We start from the raw sequence: 18,776 nt of genomic DNA, 5'->3' as shown, positions 1-18,776 counted from the left end.
CAAAAGACATGTCGGAAAATTCATCTCGCACCGCTTTGGCAGACACAGGCAGAATGTGCCTGCTGATTGTCGATGATGAACGCGACTTTGCAAGTGGATTGGCGCGACTTATTTCCAGTCGTTTTCGTGATATTGACGTTGTTCCCGTATTCAGCGGGCGCGAGGCTCTGGAAGTTCTGGGTGAGCGTACCGTTCATCTGATGATGACAGACTTGCGCATGCCGGAGATGGGCGGGTTACAGCTGCTTACACAGGCTCTTTCCGTACAGCCTCAGCTCAGTATGGTTGTGCTGACGGCGCATGGCACTATCGAAACGGCTGTCGAGGCGCTTCGCCTTGGTGCATACGATTTTCTTACCAAGCCCATTGAGCCAGACCAGCTTTTCAGCGCGGTTTCAAAAGGGCTGGAACGCAGCAGGTTGCTGGAAGAAAACAACAGGCTGCGGCAGATTCTTTCATTGGGGGGCGAACCCGGGGAACTGGTGGGCGAAGGCCGCGCCATGCAGCAGCTGAAGCGTACCATTGCGGCAGTGGCACAGTCTGACTACACGGTGTTGGTACGGGGTGAATCAGGTACCGGCAAAGAACTGGTTGCACGCCTTGTGCACCGGCTCGGCAATCGTGCAACCAAACCGTTTATGGCGGTAAACTGCCCGGCAATTCCAGAAAATCTGCTTGAGAGTGAGCTCTTCGGCCATGTGAAGGGTGCTTTTACCGGCGCAGACCGTGACCATAAAGGTCTGTTTGCGGTTGCCAGTGGCGGCACGCTGCATCTTGATGAAATCGGTGATATTTCATCTGCGATTCAGACCAAGCTGCTTCGTTGCCTGCAGGATGGTGAAATTCGTCCGGTAGGTGTCAGCAAGGCAGAAAAAGTTGATGTGCGTGTTGTGGCATCCACAAACCAGGATCTGGAAGCCCGTATTGCAGACAAGTCGTTCCGTGAAGATTTGTATTACCGTTTGAACGTCCTGACCATTACCTTGCCTCCGTTGCGTGACCGCGTTGAAGACGTTCCTTTGCTTGCACATTACTTTTTGCGCAAGGCTTGTGCCGAAATGGGACTGCCGGAAAAAGAGTTGCAACCGGAGGTTACAGAGTGGTTGTCGCATAGGGGCTGGCCCGGCAACGTGCGTGAGCTGCAAAACTTCATACGCAGGCTTACTGTGTTTTGTAGCGGGGCCGTTGTGGATATGGACTGCATCAGAATGGTTGAACAGGGAAGCGGAATGCGATCCCCTGCAGCCGCAACCGGACTCACTTCAAAGATTAATTTTCGCAGCGGTGAAGGTTTTGTACCGTATAAAGATGCCAAAGCCACAGTGGTGGACGATTTTACAATGGCGTACCTGCGTGACCTGTTGACCTTCTCCGGCGGTAATATATCAGAAGCTGCAAGGCTTTCCGGCCTTTCACGTGTTGCATTGCAGAAGATTCTTTCAAGGTTGGATGTGAACGTAGCACGGTTTAAGTAGCTCTGTCTTTTAAGTCGGTTGTCCTGATGAAAAGTAATAGAGGCTGAAAAGCAATAAAACGCCGCCGCCGGAGTGTTCCAGAGGCGGCGCTTTTGTTTGTAACAGCAGGATGTTAACCAGACAAAAGAGCCATGGCGGCTGAGACTGTAAAGAACGAAAAGATAGTGGTCAGCAGTACTGAGGCTGAAGTGTTCGCGCAATCTGTATTGTACGTTTCTGCCAGCACAAAGGCCAGAGTTCCCATCGGCATGGCTGCCATAAGGACACCCATGGCAATCCATTCTCCTTCTACACCGAAAAGCTTCATGCCTGCCCATACAAGAGCAGGATGAACTATAAGTTTGATGCATCCGGAAACTGCCTGATAACCCGCGTCCGGCTTTGGCCCTCCGGTCATCTGCGCCTGTAATGCCAGCACCATGCCCACGGCGATAAGGGCACAGGGTGAAGCAGTGTACCCCAGCATGTTGCACACGGACTCCAGCCATTGTGGCAGTGCCATGCCGGAAAGGGATAAAATGAGACCACCGCCCGTCGCCAGCAGAATTGGATTGCTGATAAGTGACCGGAAGACTGTCCGCCAGATTGCTCCAGTGTCAGTACCGTTTCTTTGCTGCCTGCCCAGTTCAAGCATGGCAATGCCCATAAGTACAAAAGGCATGGTAAACAGCGTGTATATACCCATGACAAGCACTACGTCCGGATTGTCGGGGAACAGTGCCATAAGAATCGGTAACCCCAGAAACGCAGCATTGGCAAAAGTGGCGGTAAATGCCTGAAAGCCAGCCAGCGGTATCGAAGCCCGATAAAACAGTCTGAAAAGTGCAAAGGACAGCCCGTAACAGATTGCCAGGCCCAAAAGCAGTGCGCCGATGAATGAACCTTTCAGCAGTCTTTCAGGCGAGGCCTGTGCAATTGCGCCAAACAGAAGCGCAGGCAGGGCAATGCGGTAGACATATTGGTTCAGGGCGGCTGCGCCGTCTTTGGGTAGCCAGCCTGCACGTTGTACATATCCACCCACGATGATGAGCAAAAAGACAGGCAGAATGGTATAGAAAATAGTAAGCATGAAAATCCTGAGTGTGAAAAAAGCAGATTGTGACGTACGTGTTGCGTAAGTTTTTCGGCCCGTTTGCAGCTTGGACTCCGCTGGGAGCAGGCATTCGCAAAGGGCTGGCTGTTACATAGGCGTGCCCGCCGGCAGGCAACGATAAAGCCCGGCGGGCAGGGCCGTTTTACCCCGTTATTCAGGAGCAGCAGCTACGCAACCACCGGAAAGTATACAACTGTGAAGGGAAGTGAGCAATACGGAACGGGTGGATGAAAGCGGGCACGAAGGCTTGTCATATGGTTCCGGAGCCAGCTTGATTGTTGTGTAACAAGGTACAATACAGTAAGGGCAGATGCATGCGCATACTCCACCTGCTTAGCCAGCGGCCTGAAATGACAGGCAGCGGTGTATACACTCTTGCCATGATGAGGTGCTCTCTGTCAGCAGGGCATGACAATGCCATAGTGGCTGGTGTGCCTGCAGAATTTGTGGTGCCTCGGGAGCTGGCGGTTCAGGGGCAGGTGATTCAGAATCAGGCGCCTTCCGGCAGTAAGGACGCGGAACAGGTTTCGGGGCTCCTGCCAACTGAGGACTCAGGTGCAGATGCCGATGGGGTTGTTGTATCTGAAGATGCGGGGGGCAATGTGTTGCCCGTTGCGGTTATAGCTGAACAATGTCTGCCTGTGCAATAAGGGGAGGCTGCGCAGGATAATTTCTCAGCCGGTTCTGTCTGCCTGTGTTCATTTGCTTCGTTTGTCCGGTTCGGCAGTGAGTTGCCGTTTCCCGTAACAGGTATGAGCGATGTTATGCCCTATGAATCCAGCCGCTGGTCTGATCTTGATGAAAGCCAGCTGGCTGCCTACGAAAACTGCTTCAGCGGCTGTCTTACCCGTGCTGTCGAGCAGTTCCGGCCGCATATAATTCACAGTAACCACTTGTGGGTTGTCACTGCTCTGGCAAAGAGGCTGTATCCGCATATCCCCGTGGTTGCATCGTGCCACGGCTCTGATTTGCGCCAGTTTCGCAGCATACCGCGCATTGCGGAGCATGTAGCGGGTGACTGCCGCTCCCTTGATGCGGTACTGGCCCTTTCTGGGGTGCAGAAGCAGGAACTCACCGGTCTGTATGGTATTGACCCTGATCGCATTCACGTGACGGGGGCGGGCTTTAATGGCAGCCTGTTCGGCAGTGAGGGGCCATGGCAGGCCAATATCGCAGACGGGCCTTTGCGCATTGTCTACGCGGGGAAGTTATCCCGAGCCAAGGGTGTGCCGTGGTTGCTGAGCGCGTGTGCCGGTCTGCTGAACAACGGGCAGAACTTTGTGCTGGATATTTGCGGTGGAGGAACAGGGGCTGAATACGATGAGTGTATCCGGCTGGCTGCACTGCTGGGCGACAGGGTTCGCCTGCATGGCAATGTGGCACAGCCGAAACTGGCGGAATTGTTGCGGGCTGCCAATGTGTTTGTTTTGCCGTCTTTTTTTGAAGGCTTACCGCTTGTTCTGCTTGAAGCTCTGGCCTGCGGATGCAGGCTTGTTGCTACCAGGCTGGATGGAGTGGACGAGGTGTTTTCAGCATTGCCGCAGGATGTTGTGTCATTGGTTCCGCTGCCACGTATGCAAGGCGTTGATACACCGGTCTCGGACGACGAAGCCGTATTTGAAATGCACCTTGCGGATGCGCTGGCGGTTCAGCTGAGGAATACCGCAGTGCCGACTTCAGACGAAGCATGTCATAAGGTTACTACGCTGCTGTCCATGTATTCGTGGGAGAGAGTGTTCAGGCGGGTGGAGCAGGTCTATAAGCAGATTGCTGACAGTTAATTTCTGTTTGTCTGTTTCTGCTGTTTGCCAGACTCGGCAACGCCGCGGGCGAAAGTCATATAAGGACGTTGTCGGCAGACAGGTTGTCGGGCTTATCAGTTCGACCACGTTGAAGTACAACAGGTGCGTTGACTGTGCTCCCGTGCAGAGCATGGAACGCAATGCGGGCGGACAGAACATGACTGGAAACACTCCGGCTTGCCCTATCCGCCCTGTTTTATGGAGGTATGAATTTCTCCTGCCTGATTATCAAGCTAAATGTCTGGCCGCTTCTTCCCAGTTCACAAGATGCTCCAGAAAGTTCTTTACGTAGTCTGCTCTTCGATTCTGATAGTCCAGATAATATGCGTGCTCCCACACGTCACAGACGAGAATCGGCATTTTGCCGTCCACCATGGGGTTGGCAGCATTTGGCGTGGCGACTACTTCCAGCATCTTGTCCTTGTTTTGCACCAGCCATGCCCAGCCGCTACCGAATTGTCCTTTTGCAGCTGCAGAGAATGCATCGCGGAAGGCTTCGTAACTTCCGAATGATGCGGTTATCTGTTCCATAAGCTTGCCGCTAGGAAGGCCCCCACCGCTGGGCTTCATGCCGTTCCAGTAAAAAGTATGGTTCCATGCTTGTGCTGCGTTGTTAAACAGCGCTTGCTGATCTTTGTTTTTTGCGGCGTTCAGAAACACATCATGCAATGGAGTACCTGCCTGACCGACTGCCAGTTTGCCGGTGTTGGCATAATAGGCCCTTGTGTGTTTGCCGTAGTGGAAGCTGATGGTTTTGACAGAGATGTACGGTTCCAGCGCATTTTCAGGATAAGGTAAGGCGGGGAGCGGGAACGCTTCAGCTGCAAAGGCAAACGGGGAAATGCCTATGATTGAGGCTCCTGCCAGAACTCCAGCTCCGGCGGCAAGTTTCATGAATTGCCGCCTGTTCAGGGCCAGTTTGAATCCTGCATTGCTTGGTTGCATGATGTCCTCCTGCGTTATGCAGTTTTAAATGCATCATAGAGAAATATCAGTATGTAACTTTGTAATAATGCGTTGATATAGTCAATCGCTTAACGATGCTGAACGGAAAGGAATTGATGTAGTGCGTTGTTATCGTAAGGTGTCTTTTTGCATCCTCTGATTATGGCATTTACTGCGCACTGTGTTTATTGCTCATGTCGTTCGCTGCTCCGGCATATGACAGAGGCGTTCCAGTTTTAGTACGATATCAGATTGTTATATGGGGCAGGTCTCGCCTTTTGTACAGAAACAAAGGAGGCATCCGAGGGCGGAGTTTTATATGTTCCCGCCGGTGGGGAAAAAGGGAAAGCTGCTGCAAGCAGGAAAACGGCACTGAACACTATGGCAGGCAACTATGTTGCGCCGGAAAAACTTTCTTAAGGCATGGTAACCATCTGCTATCCAATCAGGATACAGTTTTTTGGGGCGGAGTTTTGGCTTGTCGGGCTGTGATAACGTGATGATGCAAGAGCTGTGGTGTATGCAGGCAGTGGTTAGCGCTTGTTTTCAGAAGAAACAGATAAGGCAATGGCAGCGGTATCGTCATGGCATTTAAAGCGGGGGTACATAGTGCACGCGGGATCGCTGGCCTGTATTTGCGTAATCGTGTTGTGTAATTCTGAAAGGCCGCCGCGAAGGTACGCATCGCACAATGCGGTATAGTCAGTGCCTTGTCGGGGTTCAGCACAAGGCATGGTCAGGCCGTCAGTAAAGATAAGAATATGCGCGATGTCATTTAACGGAACAGCGCCGGTTTGCAAAAATGAGGACATGGCTTGTTCGCCGTTAAGAACCCCGAATGTCCTGTTCATCTGCAGCCGTACCGATTCTATGTCGCTTTTCAGGGCAGTACGGATGTCTGTTATGCCTTGCTGCGAAAGTTCCTTCCAGTGGATCATGGTCTGTCTGTCATGGTCTGCGTTTTTTGCGGGCATATACCAGCTGCCGCCATTTTTGATGAAGACGATCTGGCTGTCCCCTATCTGCATCCACTCGGCATGACTGTCGTTAATCCATACGGCTGCCGCACTGGCCGACCACAGACGCAAACGTTGTTTTGGATCTGCTGTTTTGCAGTTGATGCCGTAAGATAGCATGTGTTCGGCCAGAAGACTGTTGGCAGAATGTGCAGCCTGCGATAGAGGCAGGTGCTTCTTGTTGCGGACGCGATCCTGATAGTACGCAGAGAACTCCTTATAGATGCATTGTGCGGCTTGTTCTGCCCCCGTGCGTCCGTTATATAATGTATCTACCAGGCTGGATGCACCGTCCACTACGGCGTACAGAGGGGCGCTGGCAAAAAGCCTGTCCTCGTTAATGCCGGTTGAGCCTGTCTGGTAGACCGTGCAGGCTGTATGCGAGAAGACCTCGGAGCAGAGCGGTTCTGAGCGCTGCGGTATTCCGGTTTGTAAAGGGGCTGCTTGAGACATCATAGAAGCATAATGCAGCTTTGGCGGGTTGTCGCATTGAAAAGCCTGATGCTTTGTTAGGGTATTGATAGCCTTCTTTGATTGAATAAAAAAAGGAGCGGAAAACCGCTCCTTTGTGTCCATCATGGCCATTGTTGAAAACGCAACTATTCAACGGGTGCGTAGTAACAACGTTTGGGAGAGTGGATCTTGCCTGCTTCTTTCAGGGTTTTGATCGCTTTGGAAACTTCTTTGCTGTCTACGCCGAGCTTATCGGCAACTTCACCGGGGCGAACAGGCTTTCCTGCTTCTTTCATTGCATCAAGAACTTTATCTTCCATGGATATACTCCTAAATTTGATAGTAGCTATTATTAGCACTTAAGGCGATGCTTGTCAATATATTTCGGAATAATTCCTATTAAGTGTCAGGAGGTGTAGTCTCTGCCCATTGTTCGCAACGGTTTCTCCCGTTGGATTTTGCCATATACAGGGCTTTATCCGCTTTGATCAGCATGTCGTCAAGCTTGGTTGAGCCAAAAGTAACATTCGGGGCAAGTAACGCAACACCAGTGCTGACGGTAATGTTGAGGCTATTTTCTCCTGCGGTGATCTTTTTTTGCTCAATTGCGGAGCGGATGCGCTCTGCAAGTGTCATGGCTGCCTCTTTGTCTGTATGAGGCGCAAGGATTGCGAATTCTTCACCACCCATACGTATGGCAATATCACTTGCGCGGAGCATGGATGAAAGGGTTCTTGCCGTGTTTTGCAGAACTATGTCACCAGTGTCGTGGCCCCATGTGTCATTAACATTTTTAAAATGGTCGATATCAAGTATCAGACAACTGCAAGGGGTGTTACCCCGTTCACATAAGTTGATAAGCCTTGGCCCCTCACGGGTAAGGTAGCGGCGGTTACGCATACCTGTAAGCGTATCACAGTATGAAAGGTATTCCAGATCCGTTACCTGCTGTGACACTCGCTCCGCCATAAAACAAAAGTTTTCATACAGTCGTTTAATTTCAACCGGCATGTCTTCTGTATCCAGCAGCGGGCACTCATTGTCGTATTGGCCGTGGGTGATTTCTTCAGCCATTACGGTGAGTGATTTTAAGGGCAGGGTGATACGCCTTGCCAGCCGGATGAGGAAAGGCGTCAACAGTGCGATAGAAATCAGTGCACCTGCGATAGTCATCAACAGTATCCAGCCGTATCCATAGAGGAATTCATCAAGGGGGCGTTCCTGAACGAGCACCCATTCGTCATTCTTAAGGGGCTGGCTGGCCCCCAAAACGAAATTGCCAGCGTCATTTTTATAAAAAGTAGGCTTATGAAGCGAGTTGGCAGGGGGTAATGTTGTTTTAAGAGTGGCGTGTCCCTGATTGTCGTATTGCGGATGAACCACTTGGCCGTTGATCAGGCGCGTTGTAAGCAAAAATCCTTCGCGGGTAGCCATATAGGTTTGATCGTTTTGGGTGCGGCGCAGATGTGAAAGGATTTCGTTAATTCCCTGCAACCCCAGACTGCCAATTATCAGGCCTTGAAATTTGCCATTTTTGAACGGTAACGGCGCGGCAAATACCACTGTAGGCTGCCGCGTGTATCTTCCGGCAAGCAGGTTGGATATAGTGGGAATTCCTTGCTGTGCCTGTTTGAAATACTCTCTGTCTGCAACATCAAGGCTGCTTTTGTCGTATGGACCGACTACAAAGCTTCCTTCGGGTGGAATAAAAAAAACAGTGTCAAAAGAGCTATGGAAGGTTAAGAAATTACGCAGGCCAACTTGTAACATATTAATGTCACTTGTTTTTTGTATTCTGTTCTGCGCAAAAAAGAATACATCCCGCAGACGATAGTTAAGCCAGTCTTCGGCCAGAAATTTATGATGCTTCAGTTCGACAACGATGTCGCGATGACTGGAATCAACAACAATTCCACGAATTACCAGCAGGAAGGTTATTACAGAGACACATAGTGGAATGGTTACAAGGAGTATGGAAAATGCTCTGAGGCGAGCAGCTATAGACTGAGGGCCTGCCATGAATGTGCGTCCTGCTGGTTTGGTTGCTACATAATTCCATTGAAAATGCTTAGGTATTTTACGCAGAGAATGTTTTTTTGTCTATTCTCGCAAAAGAATAAGTGGCAAGTCTACGTGAATTAGGTGGCAAAATGAAAAAAGCTCTGATCTTACGATCAGAGCTTTTGCTTCCATGGTGCCGAGGGCGGGACTTGAACCCGCACGGACGTAATCCACTACCCCCTCAAGATAGCGTGTCTACCAATTCCACCACCTCGGCCCCTAATCGCGTCAACTTTTTTCGTGTCGGCGCGGAGGCAGTATGTATACGGAACTCAACCTTCTTGGCAAGAACTTTTTGTAAAAAAATAAAAAAAGTAATGAACGGATGCAGAAAGCAGGCACACGCCGTGCAGGTTCTGCTGTCTGGAGTGAATCTAAGTTTGCAGGGCTGAAGAGCAGATATTTTTTCTCAATGGGGTTGCCGGTTATCTGCTGCACATTGCGCTGGATACCGCTTGCGGATAGGATGCCGCAGACGGCAACCACAGGGTGCCGTTTCGAAACGCCAAGGAGCACTATTCAATGACTAAGTCCACTGTTCTGTGTCTGGATATCGGCAGCGGAACACAGGATGTGCTGTTGCATATTCCCGATATAGAGCCTGAAAACAGACCCAAATTTGTATTGCCTTCGCCTGCCAAGATGGTAGCAAAGCGCATCGCCGCGCTGACTGCTGCCGGAAAGAATGTCTATCTGTACGGCAGCAACATGGGAGGCGGTTTTTTCGGGGCTGTAAAAAAACATCTGGAAGCAGGGCTGTTAATCTGTGCGCATCCCGATGCCGCGCCTGCTATTCATGACAACCCCGAGCGTGTCAGGCAGATGGGCGTTGCCGTGGAAGCTGCCTGCCCGCAGGGATATGTTCCGGTGCATCAGACCGATTATGATCCTTCTTTCTGGCAGTCTATGCTGAGTACAGCGGTGCTGGAGTATCCTGACATGGTCATGGCTGCGGTTCAGGACCACGGATATTTTCCCGACTCTTCCAATCGTGAAGGTCGTTTTGTGTTGTGGCGCCGTTTTCTGGCAGAACACGACGGAAATCCGGCGTCTTTGATTTTTAATGATGTGCCGCAGGAACTGACCCGTCTTGCAGCGCTGCAGAAAGCCATCGGCGGTGGTCCGGTGTGTGATTCTGGTGCGGCGGCGGTTCTCGGGGCCCTTTCCATGCCGGAGATAGCACAACGCAGCCACAGACACGGTGTTACCGTAGTAAATGTGGGCAACAGCCACACTGTGGCGTTTCTTGTCTACCGCGAGCGCGTTTACGGCGTATATGAGCATCATACCGGTATGCTGGATACGGATGCCCTGTTGCATGACTTGATGGAGTTTCGCCGTACATGGTTGCCGGACGAACAGGTACGGGCCAGCGGCGGTCACGGCTGTATGTTCAATGATGTGCCGGAAGAAGCCGAAAGCTTCCGTCCGACGTTTATTCTGGGACCCAGACGAGCCATGCTGGAAGGGCACGGACAGTTTATAGCACCCGGCGCGGATATGATGCTCGCAGGCTGCTTTGGCATGTTGTACGGGCTAGGCCTGTAGCGTCATTTTTTGCCATATTCCGGCTGAATCGAAGGTTATTATCATAACCCGCCGGTGAATGCGTTATCCGGCGGGTTGCTTTGTTTGTGTATGTTTTTTTGTACTACCGCAGTTGTTGTATTTGACATTTTCGTTACTCACCGTAAAATCGCCACGTTTTCCCGCGTAATGCGGCAATTATGCATACAGAGCCCGTGGCTTAAGAGAGGACTGGAATGGAGTTTTTTGATAAGGCCGAAACATGGAGCCGTGAAGAGATAGAGCGCGTTCAGTTGGTACGTTTGCGCAACACAGTGCAACAGGCCGCAAAATCTCCTTTTTATGCAGAGCAGTTCAAAGAGGCGGGAATCACTCCTGACTCCATCAAAACTCTTGACGATCTGCGCCGTATTCCTCCCACTACAAAAAATCATCTGCGGGAGCAATATCCGGCTGGTCTGGTGGCTGTGCCTGCCAGAGACCTTGTCCGCCTGCATGCTTCCAGTGGCACTACAGGTGCCCCCACGGTTGTGCATCATACGCAGAACGACCTGAATTCGTGGGCAGACCTTGTGGCGCGCTGTATGCACATGGTCGGCGTACGACCTGAAGACGTATTTCAGAATACATCGGGCTATGGCCTGTTTACCGGCGGCCTTGGTATCCATTACGGCGCAGAGCGCCTCGGGTGCCATACCATTCCTGTAGGCCCCGGTAATACAAAGCGCCAGATCAAGTTTATTCACGATTTCAACGCGACTGTTCTGCATATCATTCCGTCATATGCTTTGTATCTGGGTGCTGCACTGGAAGAAGAAGGCCTTGGCGGCGATGCGCTGCCGTGCAGAATTGCACTTATCGGTGCAGAGCCGCATACAGAGGAAATCAGGCAACGTATTGAAAAAATGCTGGGGCTGAAGGCGTTTAACTCATACGGGCTTTCAGAGATGAACGGTCCCGGTGTTGCCTTCGAGTGTGAACATCAGGACGGTATGCATGTATGGGAAGATGCGTTTATCGCGGAAATAGTAAATCCCGAAACGCTGGAACCCGTAGCGGATGGCGAAGTGGGCGAGCTGGTAATGACCACGCTGTGCCGCGAAGGAATGCCGATTCTGCGCTATCGCACGCGCGACCTTACCCGTTTCTTGCCCGGCACCTGCGCATGCGGTCGCCGGCATCGCCGCATTGACCGTATTCTGGGCCGTGCTGATGATATGATGATTATCAAGGGCGTAAATATTTACCCCATGCAGATTGAGCAGATTCTTATGGGCTTCCCCGAAGTTGGCCAGAACTATGTGATTGAGCTGACGCGTGAAGACTTTATTGATCAGCTCAGAATTAAAGTGGAAATCCGCGACGGTTACTTTATCGAAGATATGCGCGTTCTGACCGGCTTGCAGAAGGCCATTGTACGGCAACTGCGCGATGAAATTCTGGTAACCCCCCGCGTGGATCTGGTGCAGACAGGATCGCTGCCCAAGAGCGAAGGCAAGGCCATTCGTGTGGTTGATCTGCGCGAGAAGGAGTAACAGTGGAAACAGCTATCGCTATATTTGTAATCATCCTTATGGTGCTTACTCTGGGTCTGCATATTTTCGGCTTGCCCGCTAACTGGGTAGTGCTGGGAATTGCAGGGTTGTGGAAGTGGCTGCATCCCGAAGCAGTTTCCATGGATATGACGTTTTTTATTATTATCGGCGGGCTTGCCGTAGCGGGTGAGGTGTTGGAATTCGGTATTCAGATGCTGGGCGCCAAACGCTACGGCAGTACAGGGCGCGGTACTCTGGGCGGCTTTATCGGCGGTATTGCCGGTGCCATATTAGGTGCGCCTTTTTTCCTTGGCCTCGGGGCGCTGCTTGGTGCTCTTGGGGGTGCGTATCTTGGCTGTCTGGTTATGGAGCTTGGCCTTGGCCGCTCCGGAGACGAAGCACGCAAAGCGGCGATGGGTACTTTTCTGGGGCGCTTTCTGGGGCTGTCGCTTAAATTCGGTATCGGCGTGTGGATAGTCAGCATGACTATCCCGCATCTGTGGGCGTAATGGTTCCCGCTGTGCGGTGCTGACAGACTGATTGCATCCTGTTACTGAAATGAATATGACTACGGCGCAAGGCAGTGATGCTTTGCGCCGTGTTATTTTTTTGTAACGTAAGGACAGCAGACAATGCTTGAGAATGTAGCTGTGGTGCTTGTGTCACCGCGCTTTCCCGAAAATATAGGTATGGTGGCACGCGCCTGCGCTAATATGGGCGTTTCTGAATTGGTTGTAGTAGCGCCGGAGCGCTGGAATCTGGAAAAGTCTATCCCGCTTGCTACGCCCAAAGGCGTTCCCGTGCTTGAAAACGTACGCCTGACAGACACGTTGGAAGAGGCCTTGGCTCCGTATACTGCTGTTTTTGGTACTACTGCCCGCACGGGCGGCTGGCGTAGACAGATTTTGTCTCCTGAATCTGCGGCTCCGCTGGTGCAGAACGAGATTGCCGCAGGCGGCAAGGTGGCTTTTGTTTTCGGGCGCGAAGATCGTGGCCTGACGAACGAGGAAACTGAAATCTGCTCCCGTCTTGTCACCATTCCGACAAGCGAAGCCAGTTCGCTGAACCTTGCGCAGGCCGTACTGATTCTTTTGTATGAATGCTTCAAGCTGTCTGATACCAGACCTTTTCATAAAGACGGAGGGTCAACCTCGCGGCTGGTGACGCACAAGGAGCAGGAAGTGCTGTTTGCAACACTTCAGGAAACACTTCTTGCGATTGATTATTTGCGAGATGACAATCCTGAATACTTTATGTTGCCCGTTCGCCGCTTTATGCAAAAAACTTCTATGCGCAGGCACGAGTTTGATATGCTAATGGGCGTTTGCAGGCAGGTGAAGCGCCTTGTACGCATTGCCGGTGAAAATGTACCGCAAGATGCAAAGCAAGTTACTGAGGATGCAGGCAGGGAAGCGCAACAGAATAAGTCCGATGCATAGCCTGATGAAAACGGACATGTTTGCATGAGCCGTTTAAGCTGGCTGTAGCTGATCTTGTAACGGTGAGCTTTAGTGAATAATTAGAAAATAGCACAGGGCCTGTTGCCACAATGGTAACAGGCCCTGCGCAGTTTGTGCCGGGGGGCTTAAACTATATGCCATTCAACAGTAGCGCCACAGCGTAAGAAAAAATCTTTCCAGAAGTTGTTCAGTTGGAACGTTTGCTTGGAACGATTGTTCTGTGTTGTGCGTGTCACCTGATACACTGTTACGTGGATGTTAGAAAAGTCAGGCCAGATACTGTGCTGCATATCGCTGAAGAATAACTCGTTTTTGTAGACACTTACGATTCTGCTGTTTTGCAGCATGTCAGAAATGATAATCAGCTCTCTTCTGGGTATTGCAGCAGAGTATTCCGGCAGATCTTCCAGCCGCTGCGTTGTTTCCATGATAGGTGACGTTTCGATTGATTCTGTCACTGCTGTTGTCAGTTGCTTCGAAAGCGCGTCTATCCTTTGCTCCCATGTCTGCTTATAGTCAGAAGCTATCTTTTCCACATTTTCTGTTGTCATGGAGCCTATGCTTCTGGGCTTGCGCAGCTGAATGAGCGGCTTAAGGTTGCCGCCTGAGGTCGCATTAATTTCTGCCACTGTTAGCATTGCTCCCGTTGGCAATTTTTGCTTCAGCCTTTCCAGACGTGATGCAACCAACGCATTGATTTCCGGCGGAAGCGGGTCCGTTCTGTCCAGCAGAAGCACCGTGTGATGCAGCAGTGGTGGCGGCGGTGCACTTTGGGTGTCGGCCACATAGGTAACGACGCTCGCAAACAGAATCAGGACACCGATAAGAATGGCAATGCCAAGGACAGTGCTCCTGTTACGTCTTGAATACGGAGTGCAGATCGTTGTACCTGTGCAAAGGATGGAAGACCGGATCGCCGCTTTTCGTTTCAGCAGTTCGCGAATCATACTTCCCGCCTTTGCACTGCGGAGCTTTCTCCGAAGCTTTGTCCTGCTTCGTACCCTGCTTCAAAGGTTGTCCCGGCAGACTCAAACTCCTTGCTTAACAGTCCGGCCCGATCTTGTTTTTCTGGCAGTCCTGCTGCAGCGCGGTTTCTTGCATCGTTTACCTCCCGCTGCAACTCATCCAGCTCTCTGTCCACTTCTTCTTCAAGATCCTTTAAGACAAACTTAAGGCGTTCCAATGCGTCTTTTTCGTTAACAAACGTTGCATTGGTTGCTTCGTCAGCCTTTGCCACAATGACAGCTTTCTGCTTTATCATTGTCTGCAATTGGCTTTCTTCGTTCGAAAAATCCACAGGCGTGTATCTGGCCTCAGTAGTCAATGTATCGCTGTGTTCAAAATAAGCCGGCACCGGAACTGTTCGAACTTCTTTGTTTATTTTACGATATTCTTTGAGAAGGCGATTATACGTTGCGTCAATTTGCTCTGCTACAATGCCCGCGGCCTGATTCACCCCTTTGGCATCTTCAAGTAGCTGCCTGTATTTTGAGCATTTTTCGCCTGCAGTTTTGGTAAGTTCTCTAATGAGGGTACGCTGTTCATTCATCAACGTAATGATAGTGTCCTGAAAAGAAAGCTTGAAAGATTCGTATTGATTGAGAGCATTCGAGTACTGCTTCAGGCGTCTTCCGTATCCGGGGTAGATATCGCCTATGGACCTGTACCCTTTGTAAAGGCCAAGTAATGAAAGCAGCACCCCGATAGCTATAAGCATAATCGAATTCATGTTGGACAGGTTGAGCGGGCTTGCCATGAAGTGCCCGAATGCCTGCTGCATTGCCTTTTCAGGCATCGGCCCTTCCATAAGCTCCCGATAGTGGCCGACCATCAGGTTAAAACAGAAGTTTATGAACAGGTATGTAGCAGTGAGCATGCAAGCTACCCAGCGGTAGAATTTATCAACATGGTTTTTATAACGTGTAACGAAGTAGCCCACGCTTGCCGCACTGACAACGTTCAGGCAAGAGATGGCCATTGCCTGAATAAGCCCGCCGACCAGCCCGAGAGCATTACCTTTAAGAAAAAGCCATGAGTTCAACAGCGACTCGATGAGGATAATCAGGGTGATAAGTGCGAATTGTAACAGCGATGATTCGGGGACAATCGCGTCACGGGTCAGGTCGTTGCGGGCTTTGAAGGAGGCCAGCTCACGCATTTTCTTGCGTTCATTGCGGCGTAAAGGAAGCATGGTCATTTTTGCACGCTCGCGTTCCCGCATCAGAATATTGCTTACAGTATTTTTTACGGTTTCAATTTCTGCAAGAGAACTGTCCAGATTCTGCTTTTCGCGCTCATCTGCTAACCCTTCCTGAACTCTGGCCGACTCGAGAATCAGGTTGTTCATAGTTTCGAGCAGATGCGCCCGGATTTTTACTTGCGGCTGATCAAAAGCGGTTGAAGACTGTTCCGGCAAGTTGTTGTCACCTTGTGATGCGGCGCTGTTCACGATGGCCAGTCTTTCTTTTAACAGGTCGAAATTGGGTTTGAGTGCTTGAATGCGTGCAGCATGATCTGTGCGGGCCATGGTGTACTCCTGTTGTTATTCGGTATTTGTTATTCGATATAGAATAATGTGGCAGAAGTAAACTGTGTCGGGAGAAACGATTGTCCGGAAAAAATATAAATGTTTACACCGAGAAGATATGAGAGGGTTGCCCGCTATGACGGGCAAAGGCTTTTCAACGCTGCTGCCCATTGGTCCCATAGGGGCCAGCGGGGAGGACAGATGCATGAGATGCCTTTCATTTCAAATTTGAAATGATGCAGGTACATAAGATGGGGATCATTCTGGGCGGCTGCAGAGTTGCCGTATACCTTGTCACCTACAATGGGATAGCCCGCATGGGCGAGATGTGCGCGAATCTGGTGACGGGCACCGCGGTGTATTGAAGCCAGTACCAGCGTTGTTTTGGGATTCGCCTGCGGGGTGTCTGTAAACTCAACCGGCCCTAAGGGGAGCACGGACGTGTGCCGCAGCTGGTCCTGTTCCTCGCGGGGCAGAGCCGTTGTAATCGTCCGGTTGTCGGTGTTCAGCTCCCACGGACAAAGCAGGGGGGTGGTCAGTTCACCTTGCACCACTGCAAGATACAGCTTTTCTGTTTTTCCTGTGCGCTCATTGTGGCGGAAGACTTCAGCCGCCTGCTCGCCAAAGGCGACAATGAGCATGCCCGAGGTTGCTTTATCCAGCCTGTTCACAAGCAATGCAGGACGTGCTTCTTCAGGCTTCGGAGCACTGTTCTGCCGGTTGCTGAACAACTTCGGCAGCATGTCCTCAACACAGGGGCTGGGAGAAGAGGCTATGGCAGCAGAATGCAAACCTGATGGCTTAAAGACGGCAGCGTAATTTTTTTCAAGGCAAAGAATGCTGACCTCAGTCTGTAGTGCCAGCGCTCCGGTCAATTCCGATGAGGCTTCTTCCTGTTGAAGGGGGGTCAGCCTCACCTCGTCGCCGTTGCGTACGCGGAATCCTGCAGGACGGTTATGACCATTGACTGTAACCTTGTTATGATCCCAGAGGCGGCGGCGTGCGCGCACGCCGATTTCAGGAAAAGCAAAACAAAGAGCTGCGTCCAGACGGTCTCCGTCGTGCTCCAGAGGTACGGTGAATGAAAATTGTGGTGAGCGTTTCATAAAAATTTCAGGCCTGAAAAGTATGCTGCCTAGTTATCATGCGCAAATGCCGCTCAGCAACCTGAGTTATTTACAGTCGTTTGACAAGTTGTTTCGACTGCCCGCAGTTGCGGATAAAAAAGCAAACCGGACTGGCATAGTGCCAGCCCGGCTCGGGTTGCGTTATGCATTGGTCCGCACTGCGTGCAGGCAACATGCATGCAGGCGGTCTGCGTATTAAGCAGACTCTGCCTGTTTGGACTCGGTGGCTTCAGTTTGCGCACCACCGGGGGTGAGTTTATAGCCAAGCTCTGCGGCCATATATTCCAGCGCGCTGATGTTGTTGGTTACTTTCATGATTTCCAGAAGCGTGTCAGCCCCGAGCTTCGCGCTCTGGTCATAAGGGTTGAGCTCTCGCATCATGGTCGGATACGGCTTGCCGATACGTTCGGCGACCCACTTGGACTGTTTCGCGTTGAGCACCATGGATTGCGTGATACGAGTGACGGAATCTTGCATGATCTCCTCCTGTCCTTGTTGAGATTACTGCCGGTGGGGTGGGGCCGATTCACAAGATGAGAAAAGAACTCCATGGTATGTACTTCAGCACGATATGAATTTTACGTAAATTAGGTGGCGCTGTATTTTTACGATGGAAACAGTAGTATTTTTGTGGTAGGGGTTATAACTGGTATAAATTTCGACAGAGGATGCATTTGGCAGTCTTACCCGACTGTTAGCGACGTTATTAATTAGCGAGGATGGTAGGGTGCCGCCTTGCGGGATAGGTATGTCAACAATGGGTGATGGGTATTCGCTGATCATTGCAGAAGATCATACCCTCTTGCGTGAGGGGTTGAAATCTTTGCTTCAATCTGTTCCGCATCTGGTTGTTGCCGGAGAAGCCAGCGACGGTCAGATGGTTGTTGAGCTTTGTGACAAGCATCGGCCTGACCTTGTTCTGATGGATATTTCCATGCCTCGTATGGATGGAGTTCAGGCGACAAGGCTGATCAAGAAAAAACATCCGGAAATGCGTGTTCTTGTGCTTACCGTGCATGGCGCAGGCGAGTATGTTTATGCGGCGTTAGCCGCCGGAGCAGACGGCTATGTGCTTAAGGACGCCAGCAATGATGAGTTTATTCTTGCAGTAGAGTCTGTCTTGGGCGGTAAGATATATTTGAGTCCCGGCGTTTCAGACGAAGTTGTAAAAGGCTATCTGAATGATGCCCGTGGGCAGTCTGTTTCTTCCAGCTGGGAAACGCTTACTCCGCGTGAGCAGGAAATATTTCAGCTTGTGGCAGAAGGATATAAAAACCGCGAAATTGCCGAGATGCTGGTTGTGAGCGTGAAGACTGTAGAAAAGCACCGCTCCAATCTGATGCAGAAGCTTGGTGTACATTCCGCGGCAGAGTTGCGCGCGCTGGCACTGGAACGGGGTATAATTCTGCGTATGCGGTCAGATGCCTGAGCCTTCTGTTTTTCAACCGAGCCAAAATTAGAAAAGCCCGCTTCTTACAGAAGCGGGCTTTATTGTATGCAGAAAACCCCCCGCTAGGCGGGGGGTTCCGTAAAGCTTAAAGCTATAGAGATATTAGTAAAACTCCTTTTGATTTGCTAACTAATCCCTGCGGTCTGGCAACTGCAGGTGGCAAATCAAAAGGAGGCCACAATGGGTGACACTAAGAGTTTAGCCCACACAAAATGGAACTGCAAATACCACGTAGTGTTTGCGCCAAAGTATCGGCGGCAAGTTTTTTACGGAGAGAAGAAGCGCGCAGTGGGTGAGATATTGCG

The 18,776-nt window shown here is 51.0% G+C and carries 18 protein-coding genes and 1 tRNA gene; 9 read left to right on the top strand and 10 right to left on the bottom strand.

The genetic code is table 11. From position 1 onward, the window contains the following. Positions 1-8 precede the first annotated feature (8 nt). Positions 9-1,475: a sigma-54-dependent transcriptional regulator gene (locus ACK5LI_RS08920; protein ID WP_416948372.1), complete on the top strand. Its 1,467-nt coding sequence runs from the start codon at positions 9-11 to the stop codon at positions 1,473-1,475. A 112-nt stretch (positions 1,476-1,587) separates the two neighbouring features. Here ACK5LI_RS08920 and ACK5LI_RS08915 read toward each other — a convergent pair whose 3' ends face one another. Continuing rightward, positions 1,588-2,544, bottom strand: coding sequence for an AEC family transporter (locus ACK5LI_RS08915; protein ID WP_416948369.1), 957 nt, complete (start codon positions 2,542-2,544; stop codon positions 1,588-1,590). A gap of 338 nt (positions 2,545-2,882) precedes the next feature. On the opposite strand from ACK5LI_RS08915, the gene ACK5LI_RS08910 reads away from it, so the two are divergent. Together ACK5LI_RS08910 and ACK5LI_RS08905 are read left to right on the top strand one after the other, a co-directional pair. Then, positions 2,883-3,218, top strand: coding sequence for a hypothetical protein (locus ACK5LI_RS08910; RefSeq protein WP_416948367.1), 336 nt, complete (start codon positions 2,883-2,885; stop codon positions 3,216-3,218). 114 nt (positions 3,219-3,332) lie between these two features. After that, complete coding sequence (locus ACK5LI_RS08905) at positions 3,333-4,349, top strand: glycosyltransferase family 4 protein (RefSeq protein WP_416948365.1); 1,017 nt, start codon at positions 3,333-3,335, stop codon at positions 4,347-4,349. 249 nt (positions 4,350-4,598) lie between these two features. Here the strand turns inward: ACK5LI_RS08905 and ACK5LI_RS08900 are convergent, their stop codons facing one another. The 5 genes from ACK5LI_RS08900 to ACK5LI_RS08880 form a co-directional block, all read right to left on the bottom strand. After that, on the bottom strand, positions 4,599-5,315 hold the full coding sequence (locus ACK5LI_RS08900) for a superoxide dismutase (protein WP_416948362.1): 717 nt from the start codon (positions 5,313-5,315) through the stop codon (positions 4,599-4,601). 533 nt (positions 5,316-5,848) lie between these two features. Continuing rightward, entirely contained in the window at positions 5,849-6,910 is a 1,062-nt protein-coding gene (locus ACK5LI_RS08895) for a protein phosphatase 2C domain-containing protein (RefSeq protein ID WP_416948360.1), read from the bottom strand. A 20-nt stretch (positions 6,911-6,930) separates the two neighbouring features. Next, a complete protein-coding gene (locus ACK5LI_RS08890; protein ID WP_416948358.1) occupies positions 6,931-7,104 on the bottom strand; it encodes a transcriptional regulator in 174 nt (57 codons plus the stop codon). Positions 7,105-7,183: 79 nt separating this feature from the next. Then, on the bottom strand, positions 7,184-8,803 hold the full coding sequence (locus tag ACK5LI_RS08885) for a diguanylate cyclase (protein ID WP_416948356.1): 1,620 nt from the start codon (positions 8,801-8,803) through the stop codon (positions 7,184-7,186). 173 nt (positions 8,804-8,976) lie between these two features. Further along, positions 8,977-9,062, bottom strand: a tRNA-Leu gene (locus ACK5LI_RS08880). Positions 9,063-9,367: 305 nt separating this feature from the next. Between ACK5LI_RS08880 and ACK5LI_RS08875 the strand changes: the two genes are divergently transcribed. The 4 genes from ACK5LI_RS08875 (at position 9,368) to ACK5LI_RS08860 (ending at position 13,346) form a co-directional block, all read left to right on the top strand. Next, a complete protein-coding gene (locus tag ACK5LI_RS08875; RefSeq protein ID WP_416948354.1) occupies positions 9,368-10,393 on the top strand; it encodes a DUF1786 domain-containing protein in 1,026 nt (341 codons plus the stop codon). Positions 10,394-10,608: 215 nt separating this feature from the next. Beyond that, a complete protein-coding gene (locus ACK5LI_RS08870; RefSeq protein WP_416948352.1) occupies positions 10,609-11,907 on the top strand; it encodes a phenylacetate--CoA ligase family protein in 1,299 nt (432 codons plus the stop codon). A gap of 2 nt (positions 11,908-11,909) precedes the next feature. Then, positions 11,910-12,416 (top strand): DUF456 domain-containing protein, encoded by a 507-nt coding sequence (locus ACK5LI_RS08865; protein ID WP_416948350.1) that lies wholly within the window; start codon positions 11,910-11,912, stop codon positions 12,414-12,416. A 123-nt stretch (positions 12,417-12,539) separates the two neighbouring features. Beyond that, the gene (locus ACK5LI_RS08860; RefSeq protein WP_416948348.1) at positions 12,540-13,346 is read left to right on the top strand and encodes an RNA methyltransferase; all 807 of its coding nucleotides are present in this window, start codon (positions 12,540-12,542) and stop codon (positions 13,344-13,346) included. A 146-nt stretch (positions 13,347-13,492) separates the two neighbouring features. Here the strand turns inward: ACK5LI_RS08860 and ACK5LI_RS08855 are convergent, their stop codons facing one another. The 4 genes from ACK5LI_RS08855 to ACK5LI_RS08840 all read right to left on the bottom strand — a co-directional run bounded on the left by ACK5LI_RS08855 (position 13,493) and on the right by ACK5LI_RS08840 (position 17,498). Beyond that, a complete protein-coding gene (locus ACK5LI_RS08855) occupies positions 13,493-14,314 on the bottom strand; it encodes a hypothetical protein (protein ID WP_416948346.1) in 822 nt (273 codons plus the stop codon). After that, a complete protein-coding gene (locus tag ACK5LI_RS08850) occupies positions 14,311-15,894 on the bottom strand; it encodes a hypothetical protein (RefSeq protein WP_416948344.1) in 1,584 nt (527 codons plus the stop codon). The genes ACK5LI_RS08855 and ACK5LI_RS08850 overlap by 4 nt, the downstream gene beginning before the upstream one ends. A 134-nt stretch (positions 15,895-16,028) precedes the next feature. Beyond that, entirely contained in the window at positions 16,029-17,000 is a 972-nt protein-coding gene (locus ACK5LI_RS08845) for a pseudouridine synthase (protein ID WP_416948342.1), read from the bottom strand. A gap of 216 nt (positions 17,001-17,216) precedes the next feature. Next, entirely contained in the window at positions 17,217-17,498 is a 282-nt protein-coding gene (locus ACK5LI_RS08840) for a phage regulatory CII family protein (RefSeq protein WP_416948340.1), read from the bottom strand. 271 nt (positions 17,499-17,769) lie between these two features. Here ACK5LI_RS08840 and ACK5LI_RS08835 point away from each other — a divergent pair, with 271 nt between their 5' ends. Both ACK5LI_RS08835 and ACK5LI_RS08830 read left to right on the top strand, forming a co-directional pair. Beyond that, positions 17,770-18,450 (top strand): response regulator, encoded by a 681-nt coding sequence (locus ACK5LI_RS08835; RefSeq protein ID WP_416948338.1) that lies wholly within the window; start codon positions 17,770-17,772, stop codon positions 18,448-18,450. A gap of 201 nt (positions 18,451-18,651) precedes the next feature. Continuing rightward, positions 18,652-18,776 (top strand): transposase (locus ACK5LI_RS08830; protein ID WP_416946413.1); only part of this gene is annotated, 125 nt, incomplete at its 3' end.

Source organism: Oleidesulfovibrio sp., assembly GCF_047973035.1.
GTDB lineage: Bacteria > Desulfobacterota > Desulfovibrionia > Desulfovibrionales > Desulfovibrionaceae > Oleidesulfovibrio.
The sequence above is the reverse complement of the archived record's forward strand: the minus strand, read 5'-3'. Positions and strand labels throughout refer to the sequence as shown.

What these genes read in the sequence shown, in the direction of transcription:
- ACK5LI_RS08915 (WP_416948369.1), bottom strand. Translation starts at nt 2,544, where the DNA reads ATGCTTACTATTTTCTATACCATTCTGCCTGTCTTTTTGCTCATCATC.
- ACK5LI_RS08855 (WP_416948346.1), bottom strand. Translation starts at nt 14,314, where the DNA reads ATGATTCGCGAACTGCTGAAACGAAAAGCGGCGATCCGGTCTTCCATC.
- ACK5LI_RS08910 (WP_416948367.1), top strand. Translation starts at nt 2,883, where the DNA reads ATGCGCATACTCCACCTGCTTAGCCAGCGGCCTGAAATGACAGGCAGC.
- ACK5LI_RS08920 (WP_416948372.1), top strand. Translation starts at nt 9, where the DNA reads ATGTCGGAAAATTCATCTCGCACCGCTTTGGCAGACACAGGCAGAATG.
- ACK5LI_RS08845 (WP_416948342.1), bottom strand. Translation starts at nt 17,000, where the DNA reads ATGAAACGCTCACCACAATTTTCATTCACCGTACCTCTGGAGCACGAC.
- ACK5LI_RS08885 (WP_416948356.1), bottom strand. Translation starts at nt 8,803, where the DNA reads ATGGCAGGCCCTCAGTCTATAGCTGCTCGCCTCAGAGCATTTTCCATA.
- ACK5LI_RS08860 (WP_416948348.1), top strand. Translation starts at nt 12,540, where the DNA reads ATGCTTGAGAATGTAGCTGTGGTGCTTGTGTCACCGCGCTTTCCCGAA.
- ACK5LI_RS08850 (WP_416948344.1), bottom strand. Translation starts at nt 15,894, where the DNA reads ATGGCCCGCACAGATCATGCTGCACGCATTCAAGCACTCAAACCCAAT.
- ACK5LI_RS08875 (WP_416948354.1), top strand. Translation starts at nt 9,368, where the DNA reads ATGACTAAGTCCACTGTTCTGTGTCTGGATATCGGCAGCGGAACACAG.
- ACK5LI_RS08835 (WP_416948338.1), top strand. Translation starts at nt 17,770, where the DNA reads ATGTCAACAATGGGTGATGGGTATTCGCTGATCATTGCAGAAGATCAT.
- ACK5LI_RS08895 (WP_416948360.1), bottom strand. Translation starts at nt 6,910, where the DNA reads ATGATGGACACAAAGGAGCGGTTTTCCGCTCCTTTTTTTATTCAATCA.
- ACK5LI_RS08905 (WP_416948365.1), top strand. Translation starts at nt 3,333, where the DNA reads ATGCCCTATGAATCCAGCCGCTGGTCTGATCTTGATGAAAGCCAGCTG.
- ACK5LI_RS08900 (WP_416948362.1), bottom strand. Translation starts at nt 5,315, where the DNA reads ATGCAACCAAGCAATGCAGGATTCAAACTGGCCCTGAACAGGCGGCAA.
- ACK5LI_RS08890 (WP_416948358.1), bottom strand. Translation starts at nt 7,104, where the DNA reads ATGGAAGATAAAGTTCTTGATGCAATGAAAGAAGCAGGAAAGCCTGTT.
- ACK5LI_RS08840 (WP_416948340.1), bottom strand. Translation starts at nt 17,498, where the DNA reads ATGCAAGATTCCGTCACTCGTATCACGCAATCCATGGTGCTCAACGCG.
- ACK5LI_RS08870 (WP_416948352.1), top strand. Translation starts at nt 10,609, where the DNA reads ATGGAGTTTTTTGATAAGGCCGAAACATGGAGCCGTGAAGAGATAGAG.